Below are 25,884 nucleotides of genomic sequence, written 5' to 3' on the forward strand. Positions count from 1 at the left end.
GAGTTTTTTACTTAAGTGATAAAGACGTTGAAAACATCTTTATGAATGGATTGTGGTACCATTAAATGGTAAACAGCTTTGACAAAGGCCAAGAAAAGAGATGTACTTTTTAAGTAATAAGCGTATCTTTACTAAAGAAATCTAGCAGAAAACTTAATTAAAAGGAGCATAACAATGACAGTAGATTATGATTCAAAAGCTTATTTAGCAAAAGTTGATGCATGGTGGCGTACGGCAAATTATATTTCAGTTGCACAAATATATTTAAAGGACAATCCGTTACTTAAAGATGAACTGACCAAAAAAGATGTTAAAGTTCACCCCATCGGTCATTGGGGAACAATTGCAGGTCAAAATTTTATTTACGCCCATTTAAATCGAGTAATCAATAAGTATGATTTGAATATGTTCTACATTGAAGGTCCTGGTCATGGCGGTCAGGTAATGGTTTCAAATTCTTATATTGATGGAAGTTATTCAGAAATTTATCCAGAAGTTACGCAGGATGAAGCTGGTTTAAAAAGACTGTGCAAGATTTTCTCATTTCCAGGCGGGATTGCTTCTCATGCAGCACCAGAAACGCCAGGTTCTATTCATGAAGGTGGCGAGTTAGGTTATTCGTTGTCCCATGCAACAGGCGCTATTTTAGATAATCCAGAAGTTATTGCCGCTACCGTCGTGGGAGACGGAGAGGCAGAAACAGGGCCGCTAGCAACATCGTGGTTTTCAAATGTCTTTATTAATCCAGTTAATGATGGGGCTGTCTTACCAATTTTACATCTAAATGGGGCTAAAATTTCTAATCCGACAATTTTGTCGCGAAAAACAGATGAAGACTTACAAAAATATTTTGAAGGAATGGGTTGGGCGCCTATTTTTATCAGTGGCGATGATCCTGAAACTCTACATCCACAAATGGCTAAAGTCATGGATAACGCCATCGAAAAAATTAAAGAGATCCAAACAAAGGCGCGTCAAGGTAAAGCTGAACAAGCGGTCATGCCACATTGGCCTATGATTATCTGTCGCACACCAAAAGGCTGGACCGGGCCAAAAGAATGGGATGGTGAGGCAATCGAAGGCAGTTTTCGGGCGCACCAAGTTCCTATCCCAGTTGATGGTAATCATATGGATCATAGTAAGGCACTGGTTACATGGTTAAAATCATATCGCCCAGAAGAATTGTTTGATGAAAATGGAACAATTAAAGCTGAAATTCGTAAAATAGCTCCCAAAGGAAAAAAACGAATGTCAGCCAATCCAATTACAAACGGTGGTCTTGATCCGCAACCATTAAAAATAACAGATTGGCATAAGTATGCTATTGATACGACAACCCCTGGTGCAATAACCGCCCAAGATATGATTGAATTTGGTAAATTTGCGCGGGATTTAATCGTAGCTAACCCGCATAATTTTAGAATTTTTGGTCCAGATGAAACAAAATCGAATCGCTTAAATGAAATATTTGATGTCACAAATCGCCAATGGTTGGAACCAGAAAAGCCTAAATATGACGAATGGTTAGCACCAGTTGGACGAGTAATTGACTCGCAATTGTCAGAACATCAAAGTGAAGGATTCTTAGAAGGGTATGTATTAACAGGAAGACATGGATTTTTTGCCTCCTATGAAGCTTTCTTGCGTGTGGTGGACTCTATGATTACCCAACATTTCAAATGGATGCGTAAAGCCCATGAACAATCTTGGCGAAAACAATATCCTTCTTTGAATTTGATTTCTAGTTCGACTGCCTTTCAACAAGATCACAATGGCTATACCCACCAAGATCCGGGAATTTTAACGCATTTAGCTGAGAAAAAACCGGAATTTATTCGGGAATATTTACCAGCTGATACCAATACCTTAATGGCAGTAATGGCAGAAACACTCGCCTCGTCAGAAAAAATCAATTTAATCGTGTCTTCTAAACATCCCCGTCCGCAATTTTATTCGGTGGAAGAAGCAGAAATATTGGTGAAAGATGGCTTGAAGATTATTGAATGGGCCTCAACAGATGGAGATGAAAGTCCCGATGTTGTCATTGCCGCAGCAGGGACTGAACCAAACTTGGAAGCTTTAGCAGCGATAACGATTTTGCACAAAGAATTTCCCGACTTGAAGATTCGCTTTATCAATGTTGTTGACTTGTTGAAATTACGTCATCCAGCTGTTGATAAGCGGGGCTTAACGACAGAAGAATTCAACAGTTATTTTACCAAAGATAAGCCAATCGTATTTTGCTTCCACGGTTATGAAGGTTTGATTCGCGATATCTTCTTTGATCGTGAAAATCGTAATCTTCACATCCACGGCTATCGGGAAAATGGCGATATTACAACGCCCTTTGATATGCGTGTATTCTCTGAAATGGATCGTTTCCATGTTGCACAAGATGCTGCACGAGCAGTTTATGGTTCTAAAAGCGCTGAATTTGTCCAAAAAATGACAGATACACTGAATTATCACCACGACTATATTCGTGCTAATGGCGTAGATATTCCAGAAGTTGAAAACTGGCGCTGGGAAGAATTGTAGTCGTAATAAATGAATTGTACAGAAGTATCTTTTTTTGTGATGTATAAATAAAAAAGATAAGACCAAATTGTACCGACCCCCAAAAGTTAGACCAAAAATCTAACTTCTGGAGGTCGGTATTTTTTATTATTAGTCCAGTCTTTTTTTGTTTATTGGAAAATGAAGCGAATAAATTAGTTAATTACTGAAATGGTGCATGTACCGAGGGATAGCAGCACTGATAGTTGTCGGTAAAACGACGTAATTTTTGGCAGAAAGCAAATCACCAATGTAGCTATGAAGATAAACAGCGGCGCAAACAGCAGCGTCTTTTGCTGCAAATTGTGCTAGAAAACTTGTAATAATGCCAGCTAATGTGTCACCGGTACCACCGGTAGCCATGGCGGGATTACCTAAAGGACACCGATAATTCTTTTTGTTTGTATAAATTTCTGTACGGTGGCTTTTGACAACAATTGTGGCAGCTAATTTTTTTTGATAGGTGTGATTGGTTATTTCATTTTGATCTGCAATAGCAATCCCGCTTAGACGTTGCCACTCCATTTGATGAGGGGTGAAAACAGTCTTGTCAGGGTGAGGCAGCGTTAATTTTTCATGGGCGAATAAACTGATAGCCGATCCATCAATGACTAGCCACTGTTTTTCTTGTCGGCTCAAGACAAATTTTAATAAAGCGAGACTATGTTCTTCTAATCCGAGACCAGGGCCAATTAAGAGAACATCAGCACTTTCAATAATTGTACGCAGAGCTTTTGGTTCGTTCCAATCAAGTACCATGACTTCAGGTAAGCGGGCGTGAAGAGGAGCGTGATTTTCTTTTGCGGTAATGACTGTTACCAGACCTGCTCCACTTTTAAGACAACTTTCTGCACTCATGATTATGGCGCCACCGTACTGGGCATTGCCGCCAATTAAAACTGCACGACCAAAAGTTCCTTTATGGGAAATTGCAGGTCGCTTTTTTATAACGGTCGTTAAAATTTCTTCAGTTAAAGTCTCCATTTTTTACTCCTTTGGTAGTTATTGACAGCTTTTTAAGCAGTGTTGTTTGAAAATTGTAAAACCTACTTGCTATGATGAAAAGTAAGTAAAATTTTGCGTGAAATATGCAATAAGTTTCTTAGAATTTTAAAATGAATAGTAAAAAATTTATTGGGATTAATTTTTTTGTTAGATCTTCTTTTAGTTCATTATAACGAATCTTTTCCCCCTTACCAAAAATCAATCGCCATCCTTTGTCAAAAAGCCTTTAAAAGTGGTATGATGGTTGGGAAAATAACGAAGCTTTATACGAAGACAAACGATTTTGAATGCACCTATTTAAATCTAAGTCGCGTAATCGTCAGGAGGAAATGCAGATGGAAATCAATTGGCAAAAAGAAGTCGAAGCTAGAAAAGACGACTTGTTAAAAGACTTATTCGACTTACTTCGCATTAACAGTGAAAGAGATGACAACAAAAAAACAGCGGATGCACCCTTTGGCCCCGGACCACGAGATGCTTTAAAACATATGCTGGCTTATGGTGAACGAGACGGATTTACAGTTAAAAATGTTGATAACTATGCTGGTCATATTGAATTTGGTGAAGGGGACGAAACCCTTGGTATCTTTGGCCATATGGACGTGGTACCAGCTGGTGATGGTTGGCAAACAGATCCTTATGAACCAGAATTAAAAGACGGGAAAATTTTTGCCCGCGGTTCTTCTGATGATAAAGGACCAAGCATGGCAGCTTATTATGGTATGAAAATTGTTCGTGACTTAGGATTGCCATTGAGCAAAAAAATTCGTTTTGTTGTTGGTTCTGATGAAGAATCAGGCTGGGGCGATATGAATTACTATTTTGAACACGAAGAAAAACCAGATTTTGGCTTTTCACCAGATGCTGAATTTCCAATTATTAATGGTGAAAAGGGAAATATTACCTTAGGGGCACATTTCCATGGCAATAATGAAGGGGAATATCGCTTGAAGAGTTTTGCTGCCGGGCTAAGAGAAAACATGGTTCCTGGTTCAGCAAATGCCAAAGTTATTCTGCCAAATGACAAAGCAGCCCTAGAAATGGAAAAAGCGTTCTATGACTTTGTAGAAAAAAATCCTGTTACAGGAACAATTACAGTTGAAGGCGTGGAAGCTTCATTGGAATTAGTGGGTAAAAGTGCCCATGGTGCTAGCCCACAATCTGGGATAAATGCGGGAACTTTCTTGGCATTATTCTTAGACCAATTCAAATTTGGTGGCGGAGCAAAACAATTCTTACACGTAGCAGGCACGATTATTCATGAAGATTTCTACGGTGAAAAATTAGGCGTAGCTTATGAAGATGAAAAAATGGGCAAACTTACGATGAATGCTGGTTTGTTTGCTTTTAAAGAAAGCACTGACGGTTTCCAGGCTGATAATTTTATCGCCATGAACTTCCGGTATCCCAAAGGTATCACAGCAGAAGGTTTGGAAATTTCAATTGATGGTAATTTAGGTATGCAAGGTGCTTCTATTACCCATAACGAACGCAATATGTTACCACATTACGTACCAGAAGATGATCCATTGGTAGCGACATTATTGTCAGTCTACGAAGATCACACTGGTGAAAAAGGTCATGAAAAAATCATTGGTGGTGGCACCTATGGCCGCTTGTTAGAACGTGGCGTAGCTTATGGGGCAATGTTCCCAGGGTATGTGGATACCATGCATCAAGCAAATGAATTTATGACATTAGACGATTTATTACGAGCAACAGCCATATACGCCGATGCGATTTATCGCCTAGCAAAATAAAATTAAAAATTAAGAGGTTAAAATCTTAGCCTGCTTGTTTGAAAACACTGGGACAAAAAGAAGATATACTTTTTAAGTAAAGCTGCATTTTATTGCGTTTGAATTTGCGCAAATTATTTTTGTTCGGGTGTTTTTCTTTTATTTATGAATTTTGTCGGGAAAGGAGGATTAGATGAAAAAGCGTAGCTGGTTTATTTTAGGAATTGTGTTGCTAGTATTACTAGGTGGGGTTTGGTATACAAAGTATCATCAAGAAGAGTCAGCGCTACTGAACACGCAGCGGACCAAAACACAGCAATTGAAAATTATCGAAGCTTATCCTGCTGTCTTTCAAGCTTTAACCAAACAAAAAGATGAAAAAGAAAAAATGTATCCTATTCCTGGCTTGTTTACAGGTGAGAGTATTAATTTAAAAACAGGGAAGAAAGAAACTTGTCATGATCTAACGCCCCAAGGAATTGCGGTCAGCGGCACTGAAATTTATATCAGTGAATATTGCCACTTGCATGAACATCATTCTGTGGTACAAGTTTTAGATCGCGCAACCAAAGATTGGGTACAGACGATTATTGTGCCAGGTAAACCACACTTAGGGGGCTTAGTTTATCGCGCCAAAGAGCAACAGCTTTGGCTGGCTACTGAAACAAAAAAACATGCTAGTCTGTCTTTATTGTTAAAAGAAACGATGACAGCTTATGACGCTAATCTTAGTCTGCGGCCCATCAAATATGATACCGTCATCCCAGTAGGCGATATCCCTAAAGCTTCACTTTTAGCCTATTTGGATCCGTTTTTAGTCGTAGGCTATTTTTCCAATCATCAGCAAGGTAAATTAGGGCTATTTCCTTTTGCTCCTAATGGGGATCTGATTTCTGTTGTTAGTAAAACACAAAATTTAAATGATTTAGGTTCAGTAGATAATTTACAAACAGAGGATACAGAGAAAATCTTGAAAAAAATTCAAGGGATTACCTATTGGAAAAATTATATGCTGATGTCCCAATCTTTTGGCAGTCACAATAGTAAACTGTATGTTTTTGACTTGCAAGATACAGTCGGTGGTTTTAGCCCAGCCTCTGCTAAATTGATTTTAGATTTTCCACCTTATTTGGAGCAAATTACAGCAGATGGGGATGATTTGTTTGCGATGTTTGAAAGTGGCGCCAAAGCTTACAGAAGCCATACCAATAAAAATGTCGAGTATGCTTTACAATTAGATATAAAAACATTGTTGCAATCTTTAATAGCAAAATAAAGCACACTCCACATTTAAACGGGAAACAAAATAAAAACGACTACAGTGCCCACAGGCATACGTAGTCGTTTTTTTAGTTGGGCAAAATGCACCCAATGATTATTAGTCGCTAATTTTCACGCGTTGAACATCTAAGACCGTTCCGGTTTTTGCATCGGCCAAAAATTCATAGGTCACTAACTGCTCGTCTTCTAAACGTGTAATGCCACCTTCGTAGCCTTCTGAATGAATGGCGAACTTTCGTAAAGGTTGTTTCTCGAAGTTAATCCAAGAACCTTCGATTGGACCTTCTTTTAAAAACTCTTCTTTTACGATTTGCAACACATCATCTGCGCGCAATGTTCTTTTTTTTTGCAGCCAAAAGGCAGAAGCCATCCCGCCAACTAGACCAACACCCATTCCCAGCGCCAGTCCGCCTTTAAAATATGAAAATTCATTTTCGTTGTTCATTCGGCGCCCTCCTATACTTTTTCATCCAGTAATTTCGGTTGTTAATTTCCAGAGCGTATCTTCTTTCATTATCCACTTTCATTTTATCACAAAGTAAAAAAATACATAGAAAAAACTACTTTCGAAACGAATGGATTTTGCTTAGGATTTGTTATGCTATAATAGGCACGTAAAGATTTTTTATGAAAGAAGGGTTAGCCTCCGGGCGTAAATAGATGGAAGAAAAAACATTTGCACGCATTAAAGAACTAACAGAACTACAAGGAACAAGTGGCTTTGAACATGAAGTCAGAGCCTACATGAAAGAAAAAATGACACCTCTTGTGGATGAAGTGCAACAAGATGGTTTAGGCGGACTTTTTGGTATCCGCCACAACGAAGATGAAGATGCACCACGGGTAATGGTGGCAGCCCATATGGATGAAGTCGGGTTCATGTTGACAGAAATTACGGCAACTGGCTTATTTAAAGTTGTTCCATTAGGTGGTTGGAATCCTTACGTTGTTTCAGCACAACGTTTTACTTTAAAGACGGCAACAGGCCACAACTATCCATGTATCTCTAGCTCTGTTCCGCCACATTTATTAAGAGGAACGAGCGGACAACAAAATGTTTCAGTCGACAGTATTTTATTTGATGCTGGTTTTGCTTCAAAAGAAGAAGCTTTAGAATATGGCGTTTTACCAGGGGACACAATTGTACCGCAAGTTGAAACGATTAAAACTGCCAACGGTAAAAATATTATTAGTAAAGCATGGGACAACCGCTACGGCTGTACACTTGTTTTAGAAGCATTGGAAGCTTTGCAAAATGAAAAACTAGGTCATACTTTAATTGCTGGTGCCAATGTGCAAGAAGAAGTCGGTTTAAGAGGTTCAAAACCTTCTGTTTCTAAATTTAAACCAGATTTGTTCTTTGCGGTAGACTGTTCTGCGGCAGATGACACCGTTACAAAAAATGGAACATTCGGTCACTTGGGTGAAGGGACGTTAATGCGTATTTATGATCCAGGTTTAATTATGTTACCTCGCTTGAAAGAATATTTATTAGATACCGCTACGACCCACAATATTCCTTATCAATACTTTGTTTCAAAAGGTGGAACAGACGCTGGGGCAGCCCATACAACAAATGAAGGTGTTCCTAGTACAGTTATCGGCGTTTGCGGTCGTTACATTCATACGCACCAAACAATGTTTAGTATTGCCGATTTTGAAGCGGCCCGTGAAATGTTAATTCAAACATTAAAAGGACTAGATAAAAGTACAGTAGCTACAATTGTTGACGGCAAATAACCGGTAGTAGTTAACGAAAAGTTTGCTATAACGCTATAATAAGAAGTTACTTTTGATTAGCAGCATTATTTAGACTATGTAAAATGTAAAAAGGAGATATTATGATTATTCCAAAGAATTTAGAAGAATTAGCAACCTATGTAGATAAGGGACAAAACGTCTTTTTCTTCACTGCTGATTGGTGCGGTGATTGCCGTTTTATTAAGCCAGCGTTACCAGAAATTGAGGCGGATTTTCCCCAATTTAAATTTATTGAAGTCGATCGTGATGAATACATTGATGTTGCTGCAAAATGGAATATCTTTGGCATTCCCAGTTTAGTAGCCGTTAAAGACGGTAAAGAATTGGGGCGCCTAGTAAATAAAGATCGTAAAACCAAAGGAGAAATTGAAGAATTTCTAAACAGCTTACCACAAGCATAAAAAGGGGAGATTATCATGAGTGGACAGGCGTATCAAAATATTTTAGTCGGTATTGACGGTTCAGAACAAGCAACCCAAGCTTTTCAAAAAGCAGTGGAAGTTGCGCGGCGTAATAACGGTAAAGTTTATGTTGCTAATGTCATTCAACAAAATGTACCAGTCTTAATGGGCTATAGTTCTTTAAATCAAAATATTGTTGATCAAGAAACCAATACCGCCAAGTTGTTGATCGAAGAATGTAAGGAATATGGGAAATCCGTTGACTTTACCAATATCGAAGGTATTATTGCTTATGGTTCAGCCAAAAGTGCAATGGCCCAACAATTACCAGAAAAATATGCGATTGATTTGGTGATGGTGGGACAATCAGGTTTGAATGCAGTGGAACGTTTTATGACTGGCAGTGTAGCAAGTTTTGTTATCCGAGAAGCTCCATGTGATGTTTTAGTCGTAACTTATGAAGAAAAAAACGAAAAAGCATGACGGCTCCCTTCTTTTTTGGTAAGATAGCTAGCGGTAGTTAAGACGATTGGCTACAATTTTTTTAAAGAGTTATTTTGAGGAGGAAACGTTGTGATTTTTGCATACAACAAAGCCCATGTTGGCGATACTTTATTAGTAATGATGGCTGACGACAAGGGATTAGAACAAACTGTTGAACGAAAATTCAATATTGCGCAAATTAAAAATAGCGCAGGTACAATTGTCGGTTGGAATTTTTTCCACGTTTCTGAATTTTTAGCTTTAACTGGCAATGGGGCCATTTCACTAACAGATGACCAAATTGATCTTCTAAATGAAAAATTAGCAATTTCTGGTTTTAGTGAAAAGCTACCTTATGATCACAAACCACATTTTGTTGTTGGTTTTGTCGAAAGTTGTGTACCACATCCAGATAGCGATCACCTATCGATTACAGAAACTAAGGTTGATGATGGGGAAGTCTTGCAAATTGTCTGCGGTGCAGCCAATATTCGCGAAGGGCTGAAAGTTGTAGTTGCTAAACCTGGTACCATGATGCCTGATGGAATGCTAATTTGGCCTGGTGTATTACGGGGGGTAGAAAGCTATGGCATGATCTGTTCTGCTAGCGAATTGGCATTACCCAATGCACCACAGAAAAAAGGTATCTTAGAATTAGGGCAAGATGCTGTTGTTGGCAGCGAATTTAAACTAGCTTAAAAGTAAAAAGGAGCTTTTCACATTTTGGTGAGAAGCTCCTTTTTGCTGAAAAGATTGTTTTAGAAAAAAACTAAACCCCCCGCAGCCACTCGCTACGGGGGATTCCTGTTTGAATTAGTTATTTTGCTTTAAAGCAGATTGATCGATGGTTAGCGAAACTTTTGTTGTGTGTTCTTTACTACCACGATAGTAAGTAATTTCAATGGAGTCGCCAACTTTTTTCTTATACAACGCTGATTGTAAATCAGAACTTGAGTCAACCTCTTTGCCATCGATTTTTGTGATGACATCGTATTGTTTTAAGCCAGCTTGTTCTGCAGGAGTAGCATTTTGAACAGAAGTGATAACGACACCATTTTTAACAGTATTTGGTACTTTCAAGATTTGTTCTTGTTGTTGTGACGTTACAGCAGATAAGTCAACCATCGTAATACCAAGTGCTGGACGAATAACTTTACCATTTTTCTCAAGTTGATTGATAATGGAGACTACATCGTTACTTGGAATGGCAAAGCCCATCCCTTCGACACTAATATCAGAGCTTGAAGAATTTGTTGAAGCGATTTTACTTGAGTTAATCCCGATTACTTGACCGGCGATATTTACTAAAGGACCACCTGAGTTACCTGGATTAATTGCCGCATCGGTTTGAATCGCACTAATATTGACACCTGTTTGAGAATCTGACACTTGGCGATTCAATGAAGAAATAATCCCAGATGTTACGGAGTTTGCATATTGTGAACCTAGTGGTGAACCAATCGCGATTGCAGGTTCGCCAACTTTTAACGCAGATGAATCACCAAAAGTAGCTGTTTTGTCAACTTTATCACTATTAATTTTTAAAACAGCTAAGTCAGTATAACTATCGGTTCCAACTAATTCAGCCTTGATTTTTTCACCATTTTTTAAAACAACTTCCAAGCCATCTTGTCCTTCAACAACGTGATTGTTGGTAACCACATAAGCTGTTTTGCCATCTTTTTTGTAAATGACGCCGCTACCTTCGCCGACAGCTTGTAAACCACCAGATTCGCTATCACTTTCTGATTCAGACTCAGAGCGCCCTTGACCAAAAAGATCACCAAAAGGATTATCTGATGAGGCTTGTTGCTTTTGTAAGTTAATGACAGAGACGACCGCATCTTGAACCTTATTAACAGCTGAGGTTATATCTGTCTCGGCATTGACCTTGACGTTCGAGACTTTTGTGTCGCCACTTGCAGTAGTCGTTTGTTCGGTGGCAGTATTATTCGGTTGTAAATCTGCGCCAGTGGCCAGTAGATAACCACCACCTACTAATACAGCACCTAAGACACCACCCAATAGTCCGACTAAAAAGCGGCTAAGTGTGCCTTTTGATTTTTTTCTTTGCATGTCCATTTCCCCCTTAATGTGGAATTCTTATAATTATAGTATATGATTTATTGCTGAGTTTAGTCTAATTATAGACTTTGAAAAAAATATGAAGAAGTTGGTATGAAATATTTCACAAATGGCGAAAATTTATCTTTTAGTGTTTCAAACGGCTGTTATCTCGTTTTAAGAGTACTTGGGGATTAGTTATCCACAGACTTGTGAACAATGTGGATAAAAGTGTTGAAACGTATGTTTGCATGGGTTTAGTGGGGGCAATCCGGCGTTTTTGCGTAATAAATATTTGGCGAAAAGAAAAACGCGTGTGTAAAACTTTGTGGTAAACTAAAACAGACTTATTAACACTTGGGGAAAAGAGGTAAAACATGCAAATCAGAATTATTGCAGTCGGTAAATTAAAAGAAAAATATTTGGTCCAGGGCATTCAGGAATACATGAAACGTCTAGGAGGCTATACAAAAATTGAATTAATTGAAGTGCCCGATGAAAAAGCACCCGAAAACTTAAGTGATGCGCAAATGATGCAAGTCAAAGAAAAAGAAGGCGAACGGATCTTAGCTAAAATTAGAGAACAAGACTATGTTTTTGCACTAGCAATTGAAGGTGTAAATCCAACTAGCGAAGCATTTGCCAAACAAATTTCACAATTGATGGTCCAAGGGAAAAGCAGTTTTGTTTTTGTAATTGGTGGCTCTTTGGGCCTAAGCCCAGCGGTTATAAAGCGAAGTGACACGCAAATTTCCTTTGGCAAAATGACCTATCCTCATCAGTTGATGCGTTTAATTTTAGTGGAGCAAATATATCGTGCTTTTCGGATTAATAATGGGGAGCCGTATCATAAATGAGGCTATTTAAATCCTGTAATGAGGAATTTTATTTAGAAAATGGCAGCATCGCTAAGGTAGCAGGGCTTGCGTAATTTAACACGGAGATAAATGGATTTTATTAAAAAAGAAGTTATGCATGATTGTTTATAAACGAAAAGATAATAATAAAAAATCTGCTGTGAAAACAACCGATATTTCATTTGCGAAAGTTCAGGATTACATTTTAAAGTGTGGTCCTGAACTTTTTTATTGAAGAATAACGAGACGTTCAGGAGCTGATAAAATAGTGTTTTGAGTAGTAATGACTTCGCTTACTTGATACAATGAGATTAAAATACAACTAGGAAAACGAGGTGTTTTTATATGAAATATTGTCCAGAATGTGGGAGTAAGGTGATAGCGGGGGCAAAATTTTGTCCAGAGTGTGGTTACAAAATTCTGACTCAAAATGAAAAAGCAACATTTCCTGGGGTAGCAGTAACCAAAGTTTCTTCTGATGTCTACATTAAAAGAACTTTAGCCAAATCGGGGATTGAAGAGACTAGTATCATACCGAATATTGCTGAAAAAACATTACTTACAGCATCAAAAACAATAGCTAGAGATACTAATCCCGCATTAATTCTTGGGATCATGAATACGGCCCTTTTTAAAAAAGGAAAAACGGGAGCGGTATTCACAGGTACCGAAGTCTTTGTGCGGGGAATGCTTGAGAATTCTGTAAAAATACCATACGAAGGAATAGTGGATGTAGCATATAGCGTTGAAAGAAAGGGAAATAGTAAGAGGAAGATAACAGAAGTTGCCATTCTCACAGTAGATTATCAAGATGGTAACTCTATTCGTGTCGACTCAGAACAGCTAGATTCTGATTTTCCACTTGAGTTTTTAGCCCAACTGCTGCAAAACTTTAATTTGAATGTAGACAAAATAGAGACTAATATTGAAATTATTTAGTAGCGATTGTCGGACTAGAAATTATTAGACGGGATTTAAACATTTAAAAAGTAAAATTTTTTTCTTAATGAATGAAGGTCAACGATAAAAATTATCTTTTGGGAAATGTACGTATAAAGATTTTGTTTCACTAGATTTCGGGATGCTAAAAATCACCTAAAACATAATTATTTGCAAAAACTAAGCGCGTGCAAGTGTGCTATAGTTATGAAGACTTATGAGAATTATGGATAGCCTTGTAGATGCCGCATTTTAGCGCTGCTGGTAATACGTGCTGTTTTATTTCTTGAGGTAACGTAGAAAATAATTTGGAGGAACCAATGAACAATAACGATCGATTATTACGGTTGCGTTATGCAATCGACCTTAAAGATGCTGATTTAATTAAAGCTTTTGAACTCGGTGAGCACCCTGTGACCAAAGAAGAAGCCCGGGCGATGCTGACAAAAATTCAAGAAAAACACGAAGACAATGCAGAAAAAAATGTCTACGAAAAAGCCATCAATAATCAAGTTTTTGATACTTTCTTAAACGGCTTGATTCTTTTAGCCCGGGGTCCGCAAAAAGATAAACCGGCAACAGCAGACACACCACAAAAGAGTAAGGAAATTAAACATATCAATAATGTCTTACTGAAAAAGTTGAAAATCGCACTTTTAATGACGACTGAAGATATCTTAGCTATTTTTGCGGAGGTTGAGCTTTACCCGTCAAAAGGAGAAATCGGCGCTTTTTTACGAAAAGAAGGACAACGGAACTTTAAGCCTTGTGGCGATAAATATATGCGTAATTTTCTTAAAGGATTGGGAATTTATAATAGAAGAAAGTAGTAGAAAAATTGATAAAGAGGACCCGTCATTAGGTAGTACCGATAATGACGGGTCTATTTTTCTTGAAATCGAAAGTTCATTTGAAAGCTATTCTAGACTGATTCATACTATAAAAATAATAAAAAGATACTAAGATTACAAGGAAGCTTACCATCAGTTGGCTAACTTGTAAGCTTAGTATTTTTGTTGTCAGGATTATTTTGTCAGGAATTTTTTTAATTAAGTTTTTTATTTGCTCTTGAATTTCAGTTGAACCTTATTTTGAAATTAGGCGAACTAATAATTGCTCATCGAAAAGCATAAAGAAAAGTAAGCATGTAAAAAAATCGGAAATGATGCCCAAAAGTCCAATACTTCATTTGGTGAGGCTTAGCTATGATTGGAAATTTGCGCGTAGCCTAAGCATAGTAGAAAAATAGAAAAGCATCTTATTTGTTAGTGCGCGGTCTTGTTATAAACCTCGCGCCAAATGAAAATTTAGTTTATTAAATGGATATTTCACAATTCAATCATTTTACATCTGCGTAAAAGGACAACTATAATCAAAATATATCTACCGATTGGTACAAAAAATTATTGGAGGCGCGCTATGGAAAAATATGAAAATATTATTATTGGCTTTGGAAAAGGTGGTAAAACACTGGCAAAAACGTTAGCTGCAAAAGGACAATCGGTTTTAGTTATTGAAAAATCACAACGAATGTATGGTGGAACGTGTATTAATATCGGGTGTATTCCGTCAAAATCACTTATTTTAAATGGCGAAAAGAAGATGGATTTCGTCACTGCTGTGGAACATAAAGAAAAACTAACGAAAATGTTACGTAATAAAAATTATCGTATGATTGCTGATGAAGTCACAGGCGTAGTGCTAGATGGCATGGCGCGTTTTATTTCAGACCACATTTTAGAAGTCACTTTACCAGATGGCACAAAAATGCAGGTTGAAGGGGAAAAAATCTTCATTAATACCGGTGCGTTGCCGATTATTTTGCCTATTGTTGGGTTGGCACAAAGTAAATACTTGCTTGATTCCACCAGCGCAATGGATCAGGAAAAATTACCAGAAACATTGGTCATTATTGGGGCTGGTTATATCGGTTTAGAGTTTGCTTCAATGTTTGCTAGTTATGGTAGTAAAGTTATCGTTTTAGATGCGCATACTGAATTTATTCCGCGCGAAGATGACGATATCTCAGAAATGATCTATCGTGATTTAACGAACGCAGGCATTGAGTTTCACTTAGGTGTAACGGTCGATCAAGTAGTAGACAAAGATGCTACCGTTGAAATTAGCTTCACAGAAAATGGCGAGATGAAAAAAGTTGTTGCGGATAAAGTTTTAGCTGCAACTGGTCGAAAACCAAATACTGCAGAACTAGGTTTGGAAAACACAACAATTTCAGTCGATGATCGTGGTGCTATTGTCGTCAATGATCTACTGCAGACAACAGCAAAAGATGTTTGGGCAATTGGGGATGTTAAAGGCGGCTTGCAATTTACTTATATTTCCTTAGATGATTATCGGATTATTTTGGATCAATTGATTGGAGAGAAAAAGCGCCGAGTCTCTGATCGTGAAGTTGTTCCTTATAGTGTCTTTATTACGCCACCGTTGTCTAATGTTGGCTTAACTGAAAAAGAGGCTAGAAAAAAGGGCATTGCGTATAAATTATTCAAATTCATGTCTGCTGGAGTTCCTAAAGCACAAGTTTTAGAAGATCCAAAAGGTATTTTTAAAGTTCTGGTTGATCCTGAGACTAACCAAATATTAGGTGCAAGTATTTATGCTGAAGAATCCCACGAAGTCATTAATTTGATCGCCTTAGCAATGAAGGGCAAACTGCCTTACACATTATTGCGTGATCATATTTATTCACATCCAACCATGAGTGAAGCGTTAAATGATGTTTTGAAGTAAACAAATTAAATTTACTTTGAAAAATTGGGTATAGCATTCGTGAAAAGGAACACTCATAAGGAGAATTATTACTTTGAGCACAAAAGAAAAACTAATTGCTGCAGCCCGGGAGCTAATCTATCGACAAGGCTATAACAATACCTCCATTCGCGATATTCTACTGGCTGCAAATGCTGGCAAAGGGCAACTTTATTATTATTTTGATTCGAAAAAAAGTATCGGACTAGCAGTTATTAAAGAAAATATTGCCATTTGGCAAAAAGAATTGTTTGAAGGTATTTTAGCCCCAGCTCGCAGCCGGAAAAGGATTTTGCTGAAATGCTCACTTGGATTTTTTCCTTCCATCAACAACAACAACACTATTATGGCTGTCCGATGGGAAATCTTATCGTAGAGTTGTCCTTAGAAGATGAAGATTTTCGAATTTTACTAAATGATTTTATGCAACAATGGCTTGTGGCTTTGGCAAACAAAATCAAAGTATTACGTTCAATTGATTTAGCCGCCGCTAAAATAGCGGCACAAAAAGTTATTGCACAAATTCAAGGAAGTATCCTTTTGCTAAAAGTAACGCAAGACTTAACAATTTTGGAAAGCAACTTACTGGAACTAAAAAAACACTATATAAAAGCCAATTAGCTTTTATGCTTAAGAACCTGTCAGGCTCTCTTTGGTTTATAAGGGGAGTAGGGCAGGTTTTTTAGCAGTAAAGCTAAGATTCTTTAGGGTTATCCTTGTAAAAAAAGTAGCCCCATGATTTGAAAAAGACTTTGCCTGCAGTACATTATTCAGCGACTTTAATTATTGGCTTAGATAAACTACTAGTCTTTATTTTTTTTGCTATTACATACATGAGTTAAATTTGTGGGCGGTAGATGTAATCTGGATAAAATCGTTTTTTCTAGCAATATCAGTGTAATTGTTAAATAGGCTCGATAAAAAAATTAACAATTAAAAATCCTCCAAAGCCTTACGCAAGATTTTGGAGGATAGGTGCTATTCTTTGTAATTGTGGGTAGCCTGTAAAGTGCCGTCCTTTTTATAAATACATAGAGTTGACTGTTTATTAGTAGCAATTTCTTTGCCCCGTTTAATCGCCTCTTCTTTGTGTGAATACGTATCACTGGCACGTTTAGCACCTACTGATAGTACTTCCCAAACATCATTCCTATATTTTACTAGTACATCAGCGGTTAATAATTTTGGTGCATTGTCATCTTTCTTGTGAAAATCATTTTTTTGCGGGTCGGCTGCTTGTTTAAATTCGGCTTTTTCTTTTTCATCGGCAGCGGCATACCATTTTTCTGCTTGACTCGTGGCAATCGGAATCGCGCGATCTTCAGGATAGCCGTCTGCTAGTAACGCATTAGCAATTTCAATTGTCTTCTTTTTTACTAAGGGCTCCAAATTTTTCAGTGATGCCGGATAGTCCAACATGTCCCATGCCATAAAATAACCCCCTTTGTATTGTTAATTTCATCATACTACGATAAAAATTTTTTTAAAATGGATAAGGTTGACTGAGAGATTTTATTAACGGGTAATAAGTTAGCCTCTAATTAAAACTAGTTTAATATGGGATAGAGCAATGGATGTATTGCGAAATATTATATCAAAAAGTATCAATAAAAAATTTACCCCATGCACGATTTTTAGAGCTGGGTAAATCATTTTATTGATAATAATTATTTAAGAATAAGGATTTTTTTGGGCAAAACGTTCAGAAATTACCTGTTGAATCAAAGTTTCTATTTCTGCGACATCATATTTATTGCAGCAGTCAGAAAAAACATAGTAATAGCTTTCCCTTGTTCGAAAAGACTCAAGATATATATTTGAGAGCAGTATATCACCGGGAGTATCTTCTTCATACAGAACTAAATCCAGCTCATATTTATTTCCTAATGTATTTTTTAAAATTTGAATCGTAAGGGATGCTAAAAATGGATTAACACTATGGTGAACAGAAATCAAAATACGTTTATTTGATAGATCTTGCGCAATGTTTAAGATTGAAGAGTAGTTTATTTCAGATAAAATACTTCTATAACGTTGAAGTGGGTCATCAGGATAAAACTGGTTTTGACAAAAATCCATAAAGTCGTGGACATCTTTGGAATCTGTAGGTGTTCTTAAATTTTGGGCTGTTAAAAAAATTCCCCAAGAATCGAAATTAAGCACAAAACCATTAAAATAATAAAGTTGTGAATGGTATTGATAGAGATAATGGGACAAGATGCGGTGCCTTTTTGGGAAAGCTTCACTTTCAATATAGCCAATACGACACAAGTAACTTAAAATTTGTTGATTTTGATAATCTAAGTAAGTTTTTTCTTCTCGTTGCTGTTTTGCCAGTCGAAAAGCAAATGGCGAGTAAACTGAAAAATTTCGCGTACTACAGAAGAAATCGTAAAACATTAGACCTTCATGAAGTGTATAAGGGCGATCATAGTTTTTCATATATTGAAATAAAATACTATTTATAATATCAAAAAGCGGACGATCCTTTTGTTCAAAATCTTTTGGAAAACTGTAATCACGTGTTTGATTAAAGCGGGTAAAAGATATTTTCATCCATAGTTTAATTTGAAGTTCTTCCATCTGGTCAAAGGTTACGTCTAGTTGTTCTTTGAGGTCTTGGATAAGGGGACCATACATTTGATTGACTTCTTTACTGAACTCGCTTTTGTTTTCTTTTAAAAACCAATAATAGCTATAAAAAAAATAACGAATTTGATTTTCACTGCCGGTTATTTTTCCTCGTTTAATGGTTATTTGGAATTCTTCCAAAAGTTCGTTTAGTTCGGCAATCCGTCTATAGTAAGTTGCGGAGCTAATATTAAATTGATCTTGAAAAACTGGTCCGTTGATGGATCCATTGTCAAAAAGCCACTTCACTATTTGAAATTTTGTTGAGTGTTCTAAAAATTTTAGAAAGCACACTTTTAGCGGGAAGGTGGGATCTTTTTTAAAAGTGAGAGTTTGCTGTTCTTCGATTATTTCAATACTATTAGAGAAACCATTTTCTACGACAAAATCAGCTAATAATGCCAGATACTCTGTCAATGTATTTGGTGTAATTACCAAATTTTTACAGAGTTCATCTTTGGTGCAAATACCACCATTATTGTACAAATAAACCAGAATGTCGTTCATAAAATCATATGGTTTTTCTAATAACTCTCTTTTTAGCAAAGTAACACCCCCTTGGTAATACGATCAATGATTTCATAGCTTTAAAAATGCCAGTGGAAAATTAGTACATTTATATAATATTAGAAAAAATAAAAAAAATGAAGTAAAATGAAGTCGATTGAGACAAAAGGAGCGTAGCGAAATGAAAAAAACAGTAGTTATCGGTGCCTCCCATAGTGGACAGATGGTAGCAAGTGAAATTAAACGATTTGACCCGGATCATGAGGTTGTTTTAATTGAAAAGGAAAAAAATGTACCCTTTATTGCTAGTGGTATTAACTTAGTTTTAAAAAATAAAATCCACGATTTATCTGACGCAATCGCCCCCTTAGTCGATTTAGATAAAATTGGGGTTAAGTCTTTTTTTGGTTATGAAGTTGTTGAGATTAATTGGGATAAAAAAACTATTCGTTATACTAATGGCAAAGGTTTACAAGAAGGGGACTATACTAATTTAGTTCTTGCGACCGGTTCTAAACAGTACTTGCCGCGACAATACATGAATGTAAAAAATATTTATAGTTATAAATCATTTTCAGAATCTCTAGATGTTTTGAAAGTGTTAGAAAATGCTAATACTATTGCGATTTCAGGGACAGGTTATGTTGGGGTAGAATTAGGGGAAGTATTAACCCAATTGAACAAGCAAGTATCTATCATTGGGCCTACCAAAAACTTGATACAAGAGTATTACGATCAAGAAATAAGTGATTGTATTAAGCATAAATTTACTAATTACGGTACTTCTCTTTTTTTAGAAAATCAAATTATGGATATAAATGAAGAAAATAACAGGCTTAACTTACAACTTTTGGAGGGTTCTGTTGCTTGTGATGTTTTAATAATGGCGAATAATTCAAGGCCTAATAGTGAACTATATTGGAATGGTTTAAGAATTTCGCAAGACAAAACAGTAGAAGTTAATCAGTATCTTCAAACCAATCAACCGCAAGTATATGCTATCGGGGATCTTATTGCATTACCGAATTTACTGACTAAGAATAAGACAAGACTATCGCTAATTACCGAGGCACGACAAACGGCTAGGATTGCAGCGTTAAATATAGTTGGGAAAAAAACTGTTATGCCAAAACAACTTAATATTTCTACAACGCAACTTTTTGGATTATATTTTGGTTCAGTGGGCTTAACGAAAGAAAAACTTGAACAGTCGAATATTGCCTATAAGACGATTAGGGTTGGAAATCTCTCTTCGTTTGAAAAAATACAAATTTCATTGCATGTGGATTTTAAGGATAGAATAGTGGGTGTACAAATAGTAAGTGAAAAAAACATCCAGACGTTACTAGATCTGTTGGAAATTGTTATTAGAAGTGGCTGGAAAATGGAAGAGCTATATAGTAATAACACATCTTTTTTTCCAATGTCGCCAAGTTTTACGTCCGTACTTCATGAAGCTGCAGCCTGCTACTTAGCACAAATACGAGAAGAGTAATCATTCATAGTATTAAACAATTATTGAAATTTTAATAGGACACAAAAAAATTGCTGTAACGTAATTTTTACTATTTGATTGGTATTAGTAAAGGCAATAAAAAGCAGACCTATCTTTTAAAATAGATAGGTCTGCTTTTTATTGTGGGCGTACCATGGTTAAGATATCTCCAAACAAAGCGTAATTATTCCCAGCTAATCGCGCGACTGGTCGCAACTTTTCATTGAGAATATATTCTTTATCTAAGTCGAAAACACTTTCAGCAAAATAATAATCCAAAACTTTTAAAATAAATAAATCAGAGATTATCACGCCTTGATCATCTTTTAAAGGGATTTCGTGTTGTAACTTAACTTCTAAGCGAATTAATGGGTCGATAAGTCCAGGAGTGGCAACACTGCGACTTTTAACTGTTGGCATATCGATTAAAGAAAGTTCACTTTCATCAGGCTTTAGACTAGCGGCCGTTTCATTCATTTGATGTAAAATATTTTCATCTACGACATGAATGACCCCTTCTTTTGTCTGACTCAGGTTTCTGGCAGTATCTTTTTTTTGGCCATTTTTTCGGGTAGTTGCAATCAAAACATAAGGTAAGTCACTAGAGACTACTGTGAAAAAACTAAATGGCGCCAGATTAACGACATCATTTTCACTACTTTTGGTTGTAATCCAAGCAATTGGTCGCGGGGCAACTGCGCCTGTTAAAAATTTGTAATTTTGTTTTGGTGCCAATTTATCGGCTGAAAAATGGATCATAAATGAGCCTCCTTAAAAATAAGAATACAATAATACCCGAACGTCAATTGTGCTACCTATTTGCTGTCTATTTTTATCATATCAATTTATAGACAACAGTAAAACGATAGCGTTGTGTTCGGGTAATTATCTTACTTATTTTAAATGAATTGAATTAAAAATCGGGATGATTTTATTCTTACGCACGTTTAGTATTGGCATCACTTGTGTCAAATGGGCGTACATAATCTTCAATTTCTTGTCGTTTGGGTTCCAAGAAAGGTGGTAAAGATAAAATTTCGCCGGCGGTTTCATAAGTTTCGTCTTCTAAAAAGCCAGGACCATCTGTTGCAAGTTCAAATAAGACATTTGGTGCAGCCATGAAGTATTCAGAGGCAAAGTAAAAACGTTCTGTGAACCCTGAATTTGGAAATTCCAACTCATTAATGCGACCAATCCACCATTCCAAAGCTTCTTTATCCGCAACGCGTAATGCTAAGTGGTGCACATTACCAAAACCTTCTGTAGCTCGAGGGATATCATCGCGGTGTTCTACAATAATGCTGGCACCGTTACCCCCTTCACCAATTTCAAATAAATGAAAGTCTTCATCATTTGCTGTTTCTTTAAAACCTAAAACATTTGTTAGAACTAAATTCATGTGTTCAAAATTTTCAATTGTAACAAAAGCAGGCCCTAAGCCAATTAGCGCATGCTCACTTGGCACATTGCTGTTTTTCCAAGGTGTACCACCGGCAACGCCTTGGTTATTTTGGTCAGAAATCAATTGATAGCGTTGATTATCAAAATCTTCAAATTCCATATACTTCTTACCAAAGCGTTCTTTAATTTCGCCATGTTCGACTTTGTGATCATCAAAACGAGATGTCCAGTAGGTCAAAGCAGCATCATCTTTGACACGAAATGAAGTACGAGAAATTGTATTTGTACCTTTCGTACCTTTTGGAATACCTGGAAAGTCAAAAAATGTCATATCTGTTCCGGCAGAACCTAAGTCGTCTGTGAAATATAGATGATAAGTTTCGATATCATCTTGATTTACTGTCTTTTTAATTAGACGCAGTCCTAAGATATCAGTAAAAAAGCGATAGATTTTTTCAGCGCTTGAAGTCATTGCAGTAACGTGGTGAAGCCCTCTAATTTGTGTATCCATTTTAATTCCTCCAAATTGGTCAAATAGTATCCTTACTAAAAGTAAGTATAGCGATTAAACGTATTTTCAGCAATTAATATGCTTTAATTACTTATTAAAATATGGAAAGGCTTATCCACTTAAATTATATACCCCACTTTTTTGAATGAATTTCAATTGAAAAAAAATTACCATAGTCTGTTACTTTGGAGTACACTAAATAGTAATAGAAAGTAAAGGATGTGTTGGTTTGAAACAAAATCATCTGTTTTTTGATTTGGATGGTACCATTATCAATTCACAAAAAGGAATTTTTTCTTCGATTCGTTATGCATTACAAAAAATGAACTTATCAGATTTATCAGATGAAGAACTATTTTCCTTTATTGGACCACCGCTGTTAACATCATTTAAAAAAATCGGTATGGATGAAGAACAAGCAAACAAGGCGGTTGTTTTTTATCGTGAACATTATCAACAAAGTGGGATGTTTGAAATCACTCCTTATGAAGGTATCGAGGAAGCTTTAGCCAAACTAGCTAAGGAAAAGCAGCTTTATTTAGCTACTTCAAAACCAGAAGTTTTTGCCAAGGCAATTTTAGATTTTTTGGATTATACACAATATTTCACTGGGATATATGGCGCCGACTTGGATAATAAACGCAGTGAGAAAGCAGCAGTTTTAGCTTATGGGCTTGAAAGTACTGGATTAAAAGATAAATCTACTGCTGTCATGATTGGTGATCGGGAAAATGATATTTTAGGTGGTAAAGCAAATAATATTTTACCAGTTGGTGTTTTGTATGGCTTTGGCGACCAAGCAGAATTAAAGGCAGCAGGGTGCGAAATTTTTGTTGAATTACCAAAAGATCTAATTAATCTGTTTAATGGATAACTTAAAGAACTAGGTTTTGATACCTAGTTCTTTTACTATTTAAAATGGGAAAAAGAGCAATACAGAAAAAATATAAAAAAAATTTTAACGAATTTATTGAACGTAGGCATCGACAACCTAAGATGAATATGACTTATTTTCTTTTGATTAACCTGGGTTAATTTTTTGAATTCGGTGTAAATACGAACGTTGGGATGGAAGCTAGGATTATACAAGTTTACATCGGCAGATTTTTTTGTTTTTTTGTGTTGACCAATGCTTCTTAAAGTGGTAAATTAATCAACGTTGGTAAGGCAGTCACACGATTGAAAACAACTTGAAACATTTTTGAAAAAAGTTGTTGACAGTTGCTACAACGACTGTTAAACTAACGAAGTTGCTTGATGAGCGGCGAACTTCTGAAATATCATTTCAAAAAGTTTTTAAAACTTTTTAAAAAAATAGTTGACAGAAATCAAGTCAGCTGATAAGATATAAGAGTTGCTGAAACATTTCAAAAAGCAACCAACTGCAAGTTAGATAAATACATTTAACTTTGCAAGTAGACCTTTGAAAACTGAACAAAGCAAGCAAACGAACCAATGTGTAGGGCGCTTCTTTTATAGAAGCAAACAACATGCAAGCAATAGCTAGCAAAGTTAATTTTTATTTGAGCTTAACAGTCTATGACTGTTCAAACACTTTTTATGAGAGTTTGATCCTGGCTCAGGACGAACGCTGGCGGCGTGCCTAATACATGCAAGTCGAACGCTTCTTTTTCCACCGGAGCTTGCTCCACCGGAAAAAGAGGAGTGGCGAACGGGTGAGTAACACGTGGGTAACCTACCCTCAAGCGGGGGATAACACTTGGAAACAGGTGCTAATACCGCATAACAATACCAAACACATGTTTAGTATTTGAAAGGCGCTTTTGCGTCACTTGAGGATGGACCCGCGGTGCATTAGCTAGTTGGTGAGGTAACGGCTCACCAAGGCCACGATGCATAGCCGACCTGAGAGGGTGATCGGCCACACTGGGACTGAGACACGGCCCAGACTCCTACGGGAGGCAGCAGTAGGGAATCTTCGGCAATGGACGAAAGTCTGACCGAGCAACGCCGCGTGAGTGAAGAAGGTTTTCGGATCGTAAAACTCTGTTGTTAGAGAAGAACAAGGATGAGAGTAAAATGTTCATCCCTTGACGGTATCTAACCAGAAAGCCACGGCTAACTACGTGCCAGCAGCCGCGGTAATACGTAGGTGGCAAGCGTTGTCCGGATTTATTGGGCGTAAAGCGAGCGCAGGCGGTTTCTTAAGTCTGATGTGAAAGCCCCCGGCTCAACCGGGGAGGGTCATTGGAAACTGGGAGACTTGAGTGCAGAAGAGGAGAGTGGAATTCCATGTGTAGCGGTGAAATGCGTAGATATATGGAGGAACACCAGTGGCGAAGGCGGCTCTCTGGTCTGTAACTGACGCTGAGGCTCGAAAGCGTGGGGAGCAAACAGGATTAGATACCCTGGTAGTCCACGCCGTAAACGATGAGTGCTAAGTGTTGGAGGGTTTCCGCCCTTCAGTGCTGCAGCAAACGCATTAAGCACTCCGCCTGGGGAGTACGACCGCAAGGTTGAAACTCAAAGGAATTGACGGGGGCCCGCACAAGCGGTGGAGCATGTGGTTTAATTCGAAGCAACGCGAAGAACCTTACCAGGTCTTGACATCCTTTGACCACTCTAGAGATAGAGCTTCCCCTTCGGGGGCAAAGTGACAGGTGGTGCATGGTTGTCGTCAGCTCGTGTCGTGAGATGTTGGGTTAAGTCCCGCAACGAGCGCAACCCTTATTGTTAGTTGCCATCATTTAGTTGGGCACTCTAGCGAGACTGCCGGTGACAAACCGGAGGAAGGTGGGGATGACGTCAAATCATCATGCCCCTTATGACCTGGGCTACACACGTGCTACAATGGGAAGTACAACGAGTTGCGAAGTCGCGAGGCTAAGCTAATCTCTTAAAGCTTCTCTCAGTTCGGATTGTAGGCTGCAACTCGCCTACATGAAGCCGGAATCGCTAGTAATCGCGGATCAGCACGCCGCGGTGAATACGTTCCCGGGCCTTGTACACACCGCCCGTCACACCACGAGAGTTTGTAACACCCGAAGTCGGTGAGGTAACCTTTATGGAGCCAGCCGCCTAAGGTGGGATAGATGATTGGGGTGAAGTCGTAACAAGGTAGCCGTATCGGAAGGTGCGGCTGGATCACCTCCTTTCTAAGGAATATTACGGAAACTACACAGTTTGTAACTTGTCTTTGTTCAGTTTTGAGAGGTTTACTCTCAAACATTTTATTTTGTTCATTGAAAACTGGATACTTGAAGAAAAAAATCAAAACAAACCGAGAACACCGCGTTGAATGAGTTTTTTAATAAGTTCAATTGCTTATTTTCTTGAGTAAGTTTCTATCGCTAGAAGAACTGCTCAAAACCAGACCGTAAGGTCTTATAAGGTTAAGTGAATAAGGGCGCACGGTGGATGCCTTGGCACTAGGAGCCGATGAAGGACGGGACTAACACCGATATGCTTTGGGGAGCTGTAAGTAAGCTATGATCCAGAGATTTCCGAATGGGGGAACCCAACA

Annotated in this window: 20 protein-coding genes, 2 rRNA genes and 1 pseudogene (1 of these 23 running past the window's edge); 16 read left to right on the plus strand and 7 right to left on the minus strand. The window is 37.5% G+C overall.

What is annotated here, in order from left to right; genetic code table 11:
* Positions 1-174: 174 nt before the first annotated feature.
* Positions 175-2,538: a phosphoketolase family protein gene (locus P3T75_RS02510; RefSeq protein ID WP_282462125.1), complete on the plus strand. Its 2,364-nt coding sequence runs from the start codon at positions 175-177 to the stop codon at positions 2,536-2,538.
* A 177-nt stretch (positions 2,539-2,715) separates the two neighbouring features.
* Here P3T75_RS02510 and P3T75_RS02515 read toward each other — a convergent pair whose 3' ends face one another.
* Complete coding sequence (locus P3T75_RS02515; protein WP_230711287.1) at positions 2,716-3,540, minus strand: NAD(P)H-hydrate dehydratase; 825 nt, start codon at positions 3,538-3,540, stop codon at positions 2,716-2,718.
* Between the two features lie 356 nt (positions 3,541-3,896).
* Between P3T75_RS02515 and pepV the strand changes: the two genes are divergently transcribed.
* Positions 3,897-5,321, plus strand: coding sequence for a dipeptidase PepV (gene pepV, locus P3T75_RS02520; protein WP_282462126.1), 1,425 nt, complete (start codon positions 3,897-3,899; stop codon positions 5,319-5,321).
* 172 nt (positions 5,322-5,493) lie between these two features.
* Positions 5,494-6,576, plus strand: coding sequence for a hypothetical protein (locus tag P3T75_RS02525; protein ID WP_282462127.1), 1,083 nt, complete (start codon positions 5,494-5,496; stop codon positions 6,574-6,576).
* A gap of 102 nt (positions 6,577-6,678) precedes the next feature.
* Here the strand turns inward: P3T75_RS02525 and P3T75_RS02530 are convergent, their stop codons facing one another.
* On the minus strand, positions 6,679-7,026 hold the full coding sequence (locus P3T75_RS02530; RefSeq protein WP_206903625.1) for a PepSY domain-containing protein: 348 nt from the start codon (positions 7,024-7,026) through the stop codon (positions 6,679-6,681).
* Positions 7,027-7,241: 215 nt separating this feature from the next.
* Here P3T75_RS02530 and pepA point away from each other — a divergent pair, with 215 nt between their 5' ends.
* The 4 genes from pepA to ytpR all read left to right on the plus strand — a co-directional run bounded on the left by pepA (position 7,242) and on the right by ytpR (position 9,925).
* Positions 7,242-8,321, plus strand: a complete 1,080-nt coding sequence (pepA, locus tag P3T75_RS02535) for a glutamyl aminopeptidase (protein ID WP_282462128.1) — start codon at positions 7,242-7,244, stop codon at positions 8,319-8,321.
* Positions 8,322-8,422: 101 nt separating this feature from the next.
* On the plus strand, positions 8,423-8,743 hold the full coding sequence (locus tag P3T75_RS02540; protein ID WP_206903627.1) for a thioredoxin family protein: 321 nt from the start codon (positions 8,423-8,425) through the stop codon (positions 8,741-8,743).
* 15 nt (positions 8,744-8,758) lie between these two features.
* Positions 8,759-9,226, plus strand: coding sequence for a universal stress protein (locus tag P3T75_RS02545; protein ID WP_230711291.1), 468 nt, complete (start codon positions 8,759-8,761; stop codon positions 9,224-9,226).
* 90 nt (positions 9,227-9,316) lie between these two features.
* On the plus strand, positions 9,317-9,925 hold the full coding sequence (gene ytpR / locus P3T75_RS02550) for a YtpR family tRNA-binding protein (RefSeq protein WP_282462129.1): 609 nt from the start codon (positions 9,317-9,319) through the stop codon (positions 9,923-9,925).
* Between the two features lie 114 nt (positions 9,926-10,039).
* On the opposite strand, the gene P3T75_RS02555 is transcribed toward ytpR, so the two are convergent.
* Positions 10,040-11,302, minus strand: a complete 1,263-nt coding sequence (locus P3T75_RS02555; RefSeq protein ID WP_206903630.1) for a S1C family serine protease — start codon at positions 11,300-11,302, stop codon at positions 10,040-10,042.
* 365 nt (positions 11,303-11,667) lie between these two features.
* On the opposite strand from P3T75_RS02555, the gene rlmH reads away from it, so the two are divergent.
* The 5 genes and pseudogenes from rlmH to P3T75_RS02580 all read left to right on the plus strand — a co-directional run bounded on the left by rlmH (position 11,668) and on the right by P3T75_RS02580 (position 16,476).
* On the plus strand, positions 11,668-12,147 hold the full coding sequence (rlmH, locus tag P3T75_RS02560) for a 23S rRNA (pseudouridine(1915)-N(3))-methyltransferase RlmH (protein ID WP_230711293.1): 480 nt from the start codon (positions 11,668-11,670) through the stop codon (positions 12,145-12,147).
* Between the two features lie 345 nt (positions 12,148-12,492).
* A complete protein-coding gene (locus tag P3T75_RS02565; RefSeq protein ID WP_282462130.1) occupies positions 12,493-13,086 on the plus strand; it encodes a zinc ribbon domain-containing protein in 594 nt (197 codons plus the stop codon).
* Positions 13,087-13,406: 320 nt separating this feature from the next.
* Positions 13,407-13,916 carry a YehS family protein gene (locus P3T75_RS02570; protein WP_282462131.1) on the plus strand — a complete coding sequence of 170 codons (510 nt, stop codon included), beginning with the start codon at positions 13,407-13,409 and terminating at the stop codon, positions 13,914-13,916.
* 589 nt (positions 13,917-14,505) lie between these two features.
* Positions 14,506-15,837, plus strand: coding sequence for an FAD-dependent oxidoreductase (locus tag P3T75_RS02575; RefSeq protein ID WP_282462132.1), 1,332 nt, complete (start codon positions 14,506-14,508; stop codon positions 15,835-15,837).
* Positions 15,838-15,910: 73 nt separating this feature from the next.
* A pseudogene (locus P3T75_RS02580) lies at positions 15,911-16,476 on the plus strand (TetR/AcrR family transcriptional regulator).
* A 357-nt stretch (positions 16,477-16,833) separates the two neighbouring features.
* Here the strand turns inward: P3T75_RS02580 and P3T75_RS02585 are convergent.
* Together P3T75_RS02585 and P3T75_RS02590 are read right to left on the minus strand one after the other, a co-directional pair.
* Positions 16,834-17,286 (minus strand): DUF2188 domain-containing protein, encoded by a 453-nt coding sequence (locus P3T75_RS02585; RefSeq protein ID WP_282462133.1) that lies wholly within the window; start codon positions 17,284-17,286, stop codon positions 16,834-16,836.
* Positions 17,287-17,526: 240 nt separating this feature from the next.
* Positions 17,527-19,032: a helix-turn-helix domain-containing protein gene (locus tag P3T75_RS02590; protein ID WP_282462134.1), complete on the minus strand. Its 1,506-nt coding sequence runs from the start codon at positions 19,030-19,032 to the stop codon at positions 17,527-17,529.
* A 142-nt stretch (positions 19,033-19,174) separates the two neighbouring features.
* On the opposite strand from P3T75_RS02590, the gene P3T75_RS02595 reads away from it, so the two are divergent.
* Positions 19,175-20,488: an FAD-dependent oxidoreductase gene (locus P3T75_RS02595; protein ID WP_282462135.1), complete on the plus strand. Its 1,314-nt coding sequence runs from the start codon at positions 19,175-19,177 to the stop codon at positions 20,486-20,488.
* A gap of 138 nt (positions 20,489-20,626) precedes the next feature.
* On the opposite strand, the gene P3T75_RS02600 is transcribed toward P3T75_RS02595, so the two are convergent.
* Together P3T75_RS02600 and P3T75_RS02605 are read right to left on the minus strand one after the other, a co-directional pair.
* A complete protein-coding gene (locus tag P3T75_RS02600) occupies positions 20,627-21,247 on the minus strand; it encodes a flavin reductase family protein (RefSeq protein WP_282462136.1) in 621 nt (206 codons plus the stop codon).
* Positions 21,248-21,425: 178 nt separating this feature from the next.
* Positions 21,426-22,400: a ring-cleaving dioxygenase gene (locus P3T75_RS02605; protein ID WP_282462137.1), complete on the minus strand. Its 975-nt coding sequence runs from the start codon at positions 22,398-22,400 to the stop codon at positions 21,426-21,428.
* 229 nt (positions 22,401-22,629) lie between these two features.
* On the opposite strand from P3T75_RS02605, the gene P3T75_RS02610 reads away from it, so the two are divergent.
* The 3 genes from P3T75_RS02610 to P3T75_RS02620 all read left to right on the plus strand — a co-directional run.
* Positions 22,630-23,274, plus strand: a complete 645-nt coding sequence (locus P3T75_RS02610; protein ID WP_282462138.1) for an HAD hydrolase-like protein — start codon at positions 22,630-22,632, stop codon at positions 23,272-23,274.
* A 682-nt stretch (positions 23,275-23,956) separates the two neighbouring features.
* Positions 23,957-25,516, plus strand: a 16S ribosomal RNA gene (locus tag P3T75_RS02615).
* Between the two features lie 235 nt (positions 25,517-25,751).
* A 23S ribosomal RNA gene (locus P3T75_RS02620) occupies positions 25,752-25,884 on the plus strand; it runs 2,780 nt beyond the window's last position.
* The 16S and 23S rRNA genes sit together here, the layout of an rRNA operon.

Source organism: Enterococcus montenegrensis (assembly GCF_029983095.1).
GTDB lineage: Bacteria > Bacillota > Bacilli > Lactobacillales > Enterococcaceae > Enterococcus_C > Enterococcus_C montenegrensis.

What these genes read in the sequence shown, in the direction of transcription:
- P3T75_RS02545 (WP_230711291.1), top strand. Translation starts at nt 8,759, where the DNA reads ATGAGTGGACAGGCGTATCAAAATATTTTAGTCGGTATTGACGGTTCA.
- P3T75_RS02570 (WP_282462131.1), top strand. Translation starts at nt 13,407, where the DNA reads ATGAACAATAACGATCGATTATTACGGTTGCGTTATGCAATCGACCTT.
- rlmH (WP_230711293.1), top strand. Translation starts at nt 11,668, where the DNA reads ATGCAAATCAGAATTATTGCAGTCGGTAAATTAAAAGAAAAATATTTG.
- P3T75_RS02575 (WP_282462132.1), top strand. Translation starts at nt 14,506, where the DNA reads ATGGAAAAATATGAAAATATTATTATTGGCTTTGGAAAAGGTGGTAAA.
- pepV (WP_282462126.1), top strand. Translation starts at nt 3,897, where the DNA reads ATGGAAATCAATTGGCAAAAAGAAGTCGAAGCTAGAAAAGACGACTTG.
- P3T75_RS02555 (WP_206903630.1), bottom strand. Translation starts at nt 11,302, where the DNA reads ATGCAAAGAAAAAAATCAAAAGGCACACTTAGCCGCTTTTTAGTCGGA.
- P3T75_RS02585 (WP_282462133.1), bottom strand. Translation starts at nt 17,286, where the DNA reads ATGGCATGGGACATGTTGGACTATCCGGCATCACTGAAAAATTTGGAG.
- P3T75_RS02605 (WP_282462137.1), bottom strand. Translation starts at nt 22,400, where the DNA reads ATGGATACACAAATTAGAGGGCTTCACCACGTTACTGCAATGACTTCA.
- P3T75_RS02530 (WP_206903625.1), bottom strand. Translation starts at nt 7,026, where the DNA reads ATGAACAACGAAAATGAATTTTCATATTTTAAAGGCGGACTGGCGCTG.
- P3T75_RS02600 (WP_282462136.1), bottom strand. Translation starts at nt 21,247, where the DNA reads ATGATCCATTTTTCAGCCGATAAATTGGCACCAAAACAAAATTACAAA.
- P3T75_RS02510 (WP_282462125.1), top strand. Translation starts at nt 175, where the DNA reads ATGACAGTAGATTATGATTCAAAAGCTTATTTAGCAAAAGTTGATGCA.
- P3T75_RS02540 (WP_206903627.1), top strand. Translation starts at nt 8,423, where the DNA reads ATGATTATTCCAAAGAATTTAGAAGAATTAGCAACCTATGTAGATAAG.
- P3T75_RS02525 (WP_282462127.1), top strand. Translation starts at nt 5,494, where the DNA reads ATGAAAAAGCGTAGCTGGTTTATTTTAGGAATTGTGTTGCTAGTATTA.
- P3T75_RS02565 (WP_282462130.1), top strand. Translation starts at nt 12,493, where the DNA reads ATGAAATATTGTCCAGAATGTGGGAGTAAGGTGATAGCGGGGGCAAAA.
- P3T75_RS02595 (WP_282462135.1), top strand. Translation starts at nt 19,175, where the DNA reads ATGAAAAAAACAGTAGTTATCGGTGCCTCCCATAGTGGACAGATGGTA.
- pepA (WP_282462128.1), top strand. Translation starts at nt 7,242, where the DNA reads ATGGAAGAAAAAACATTTGCACGCATTAAAGAACTAACAGAACTACAA.
- P3T75_RS02515 (WP_230711287.1), bottom strand. Translation starts at nt 3,540, where the DNA reads ATGGAGACTTTAACTGAAGAAATTTTAACGACCGTTATAAAAAAGCGA.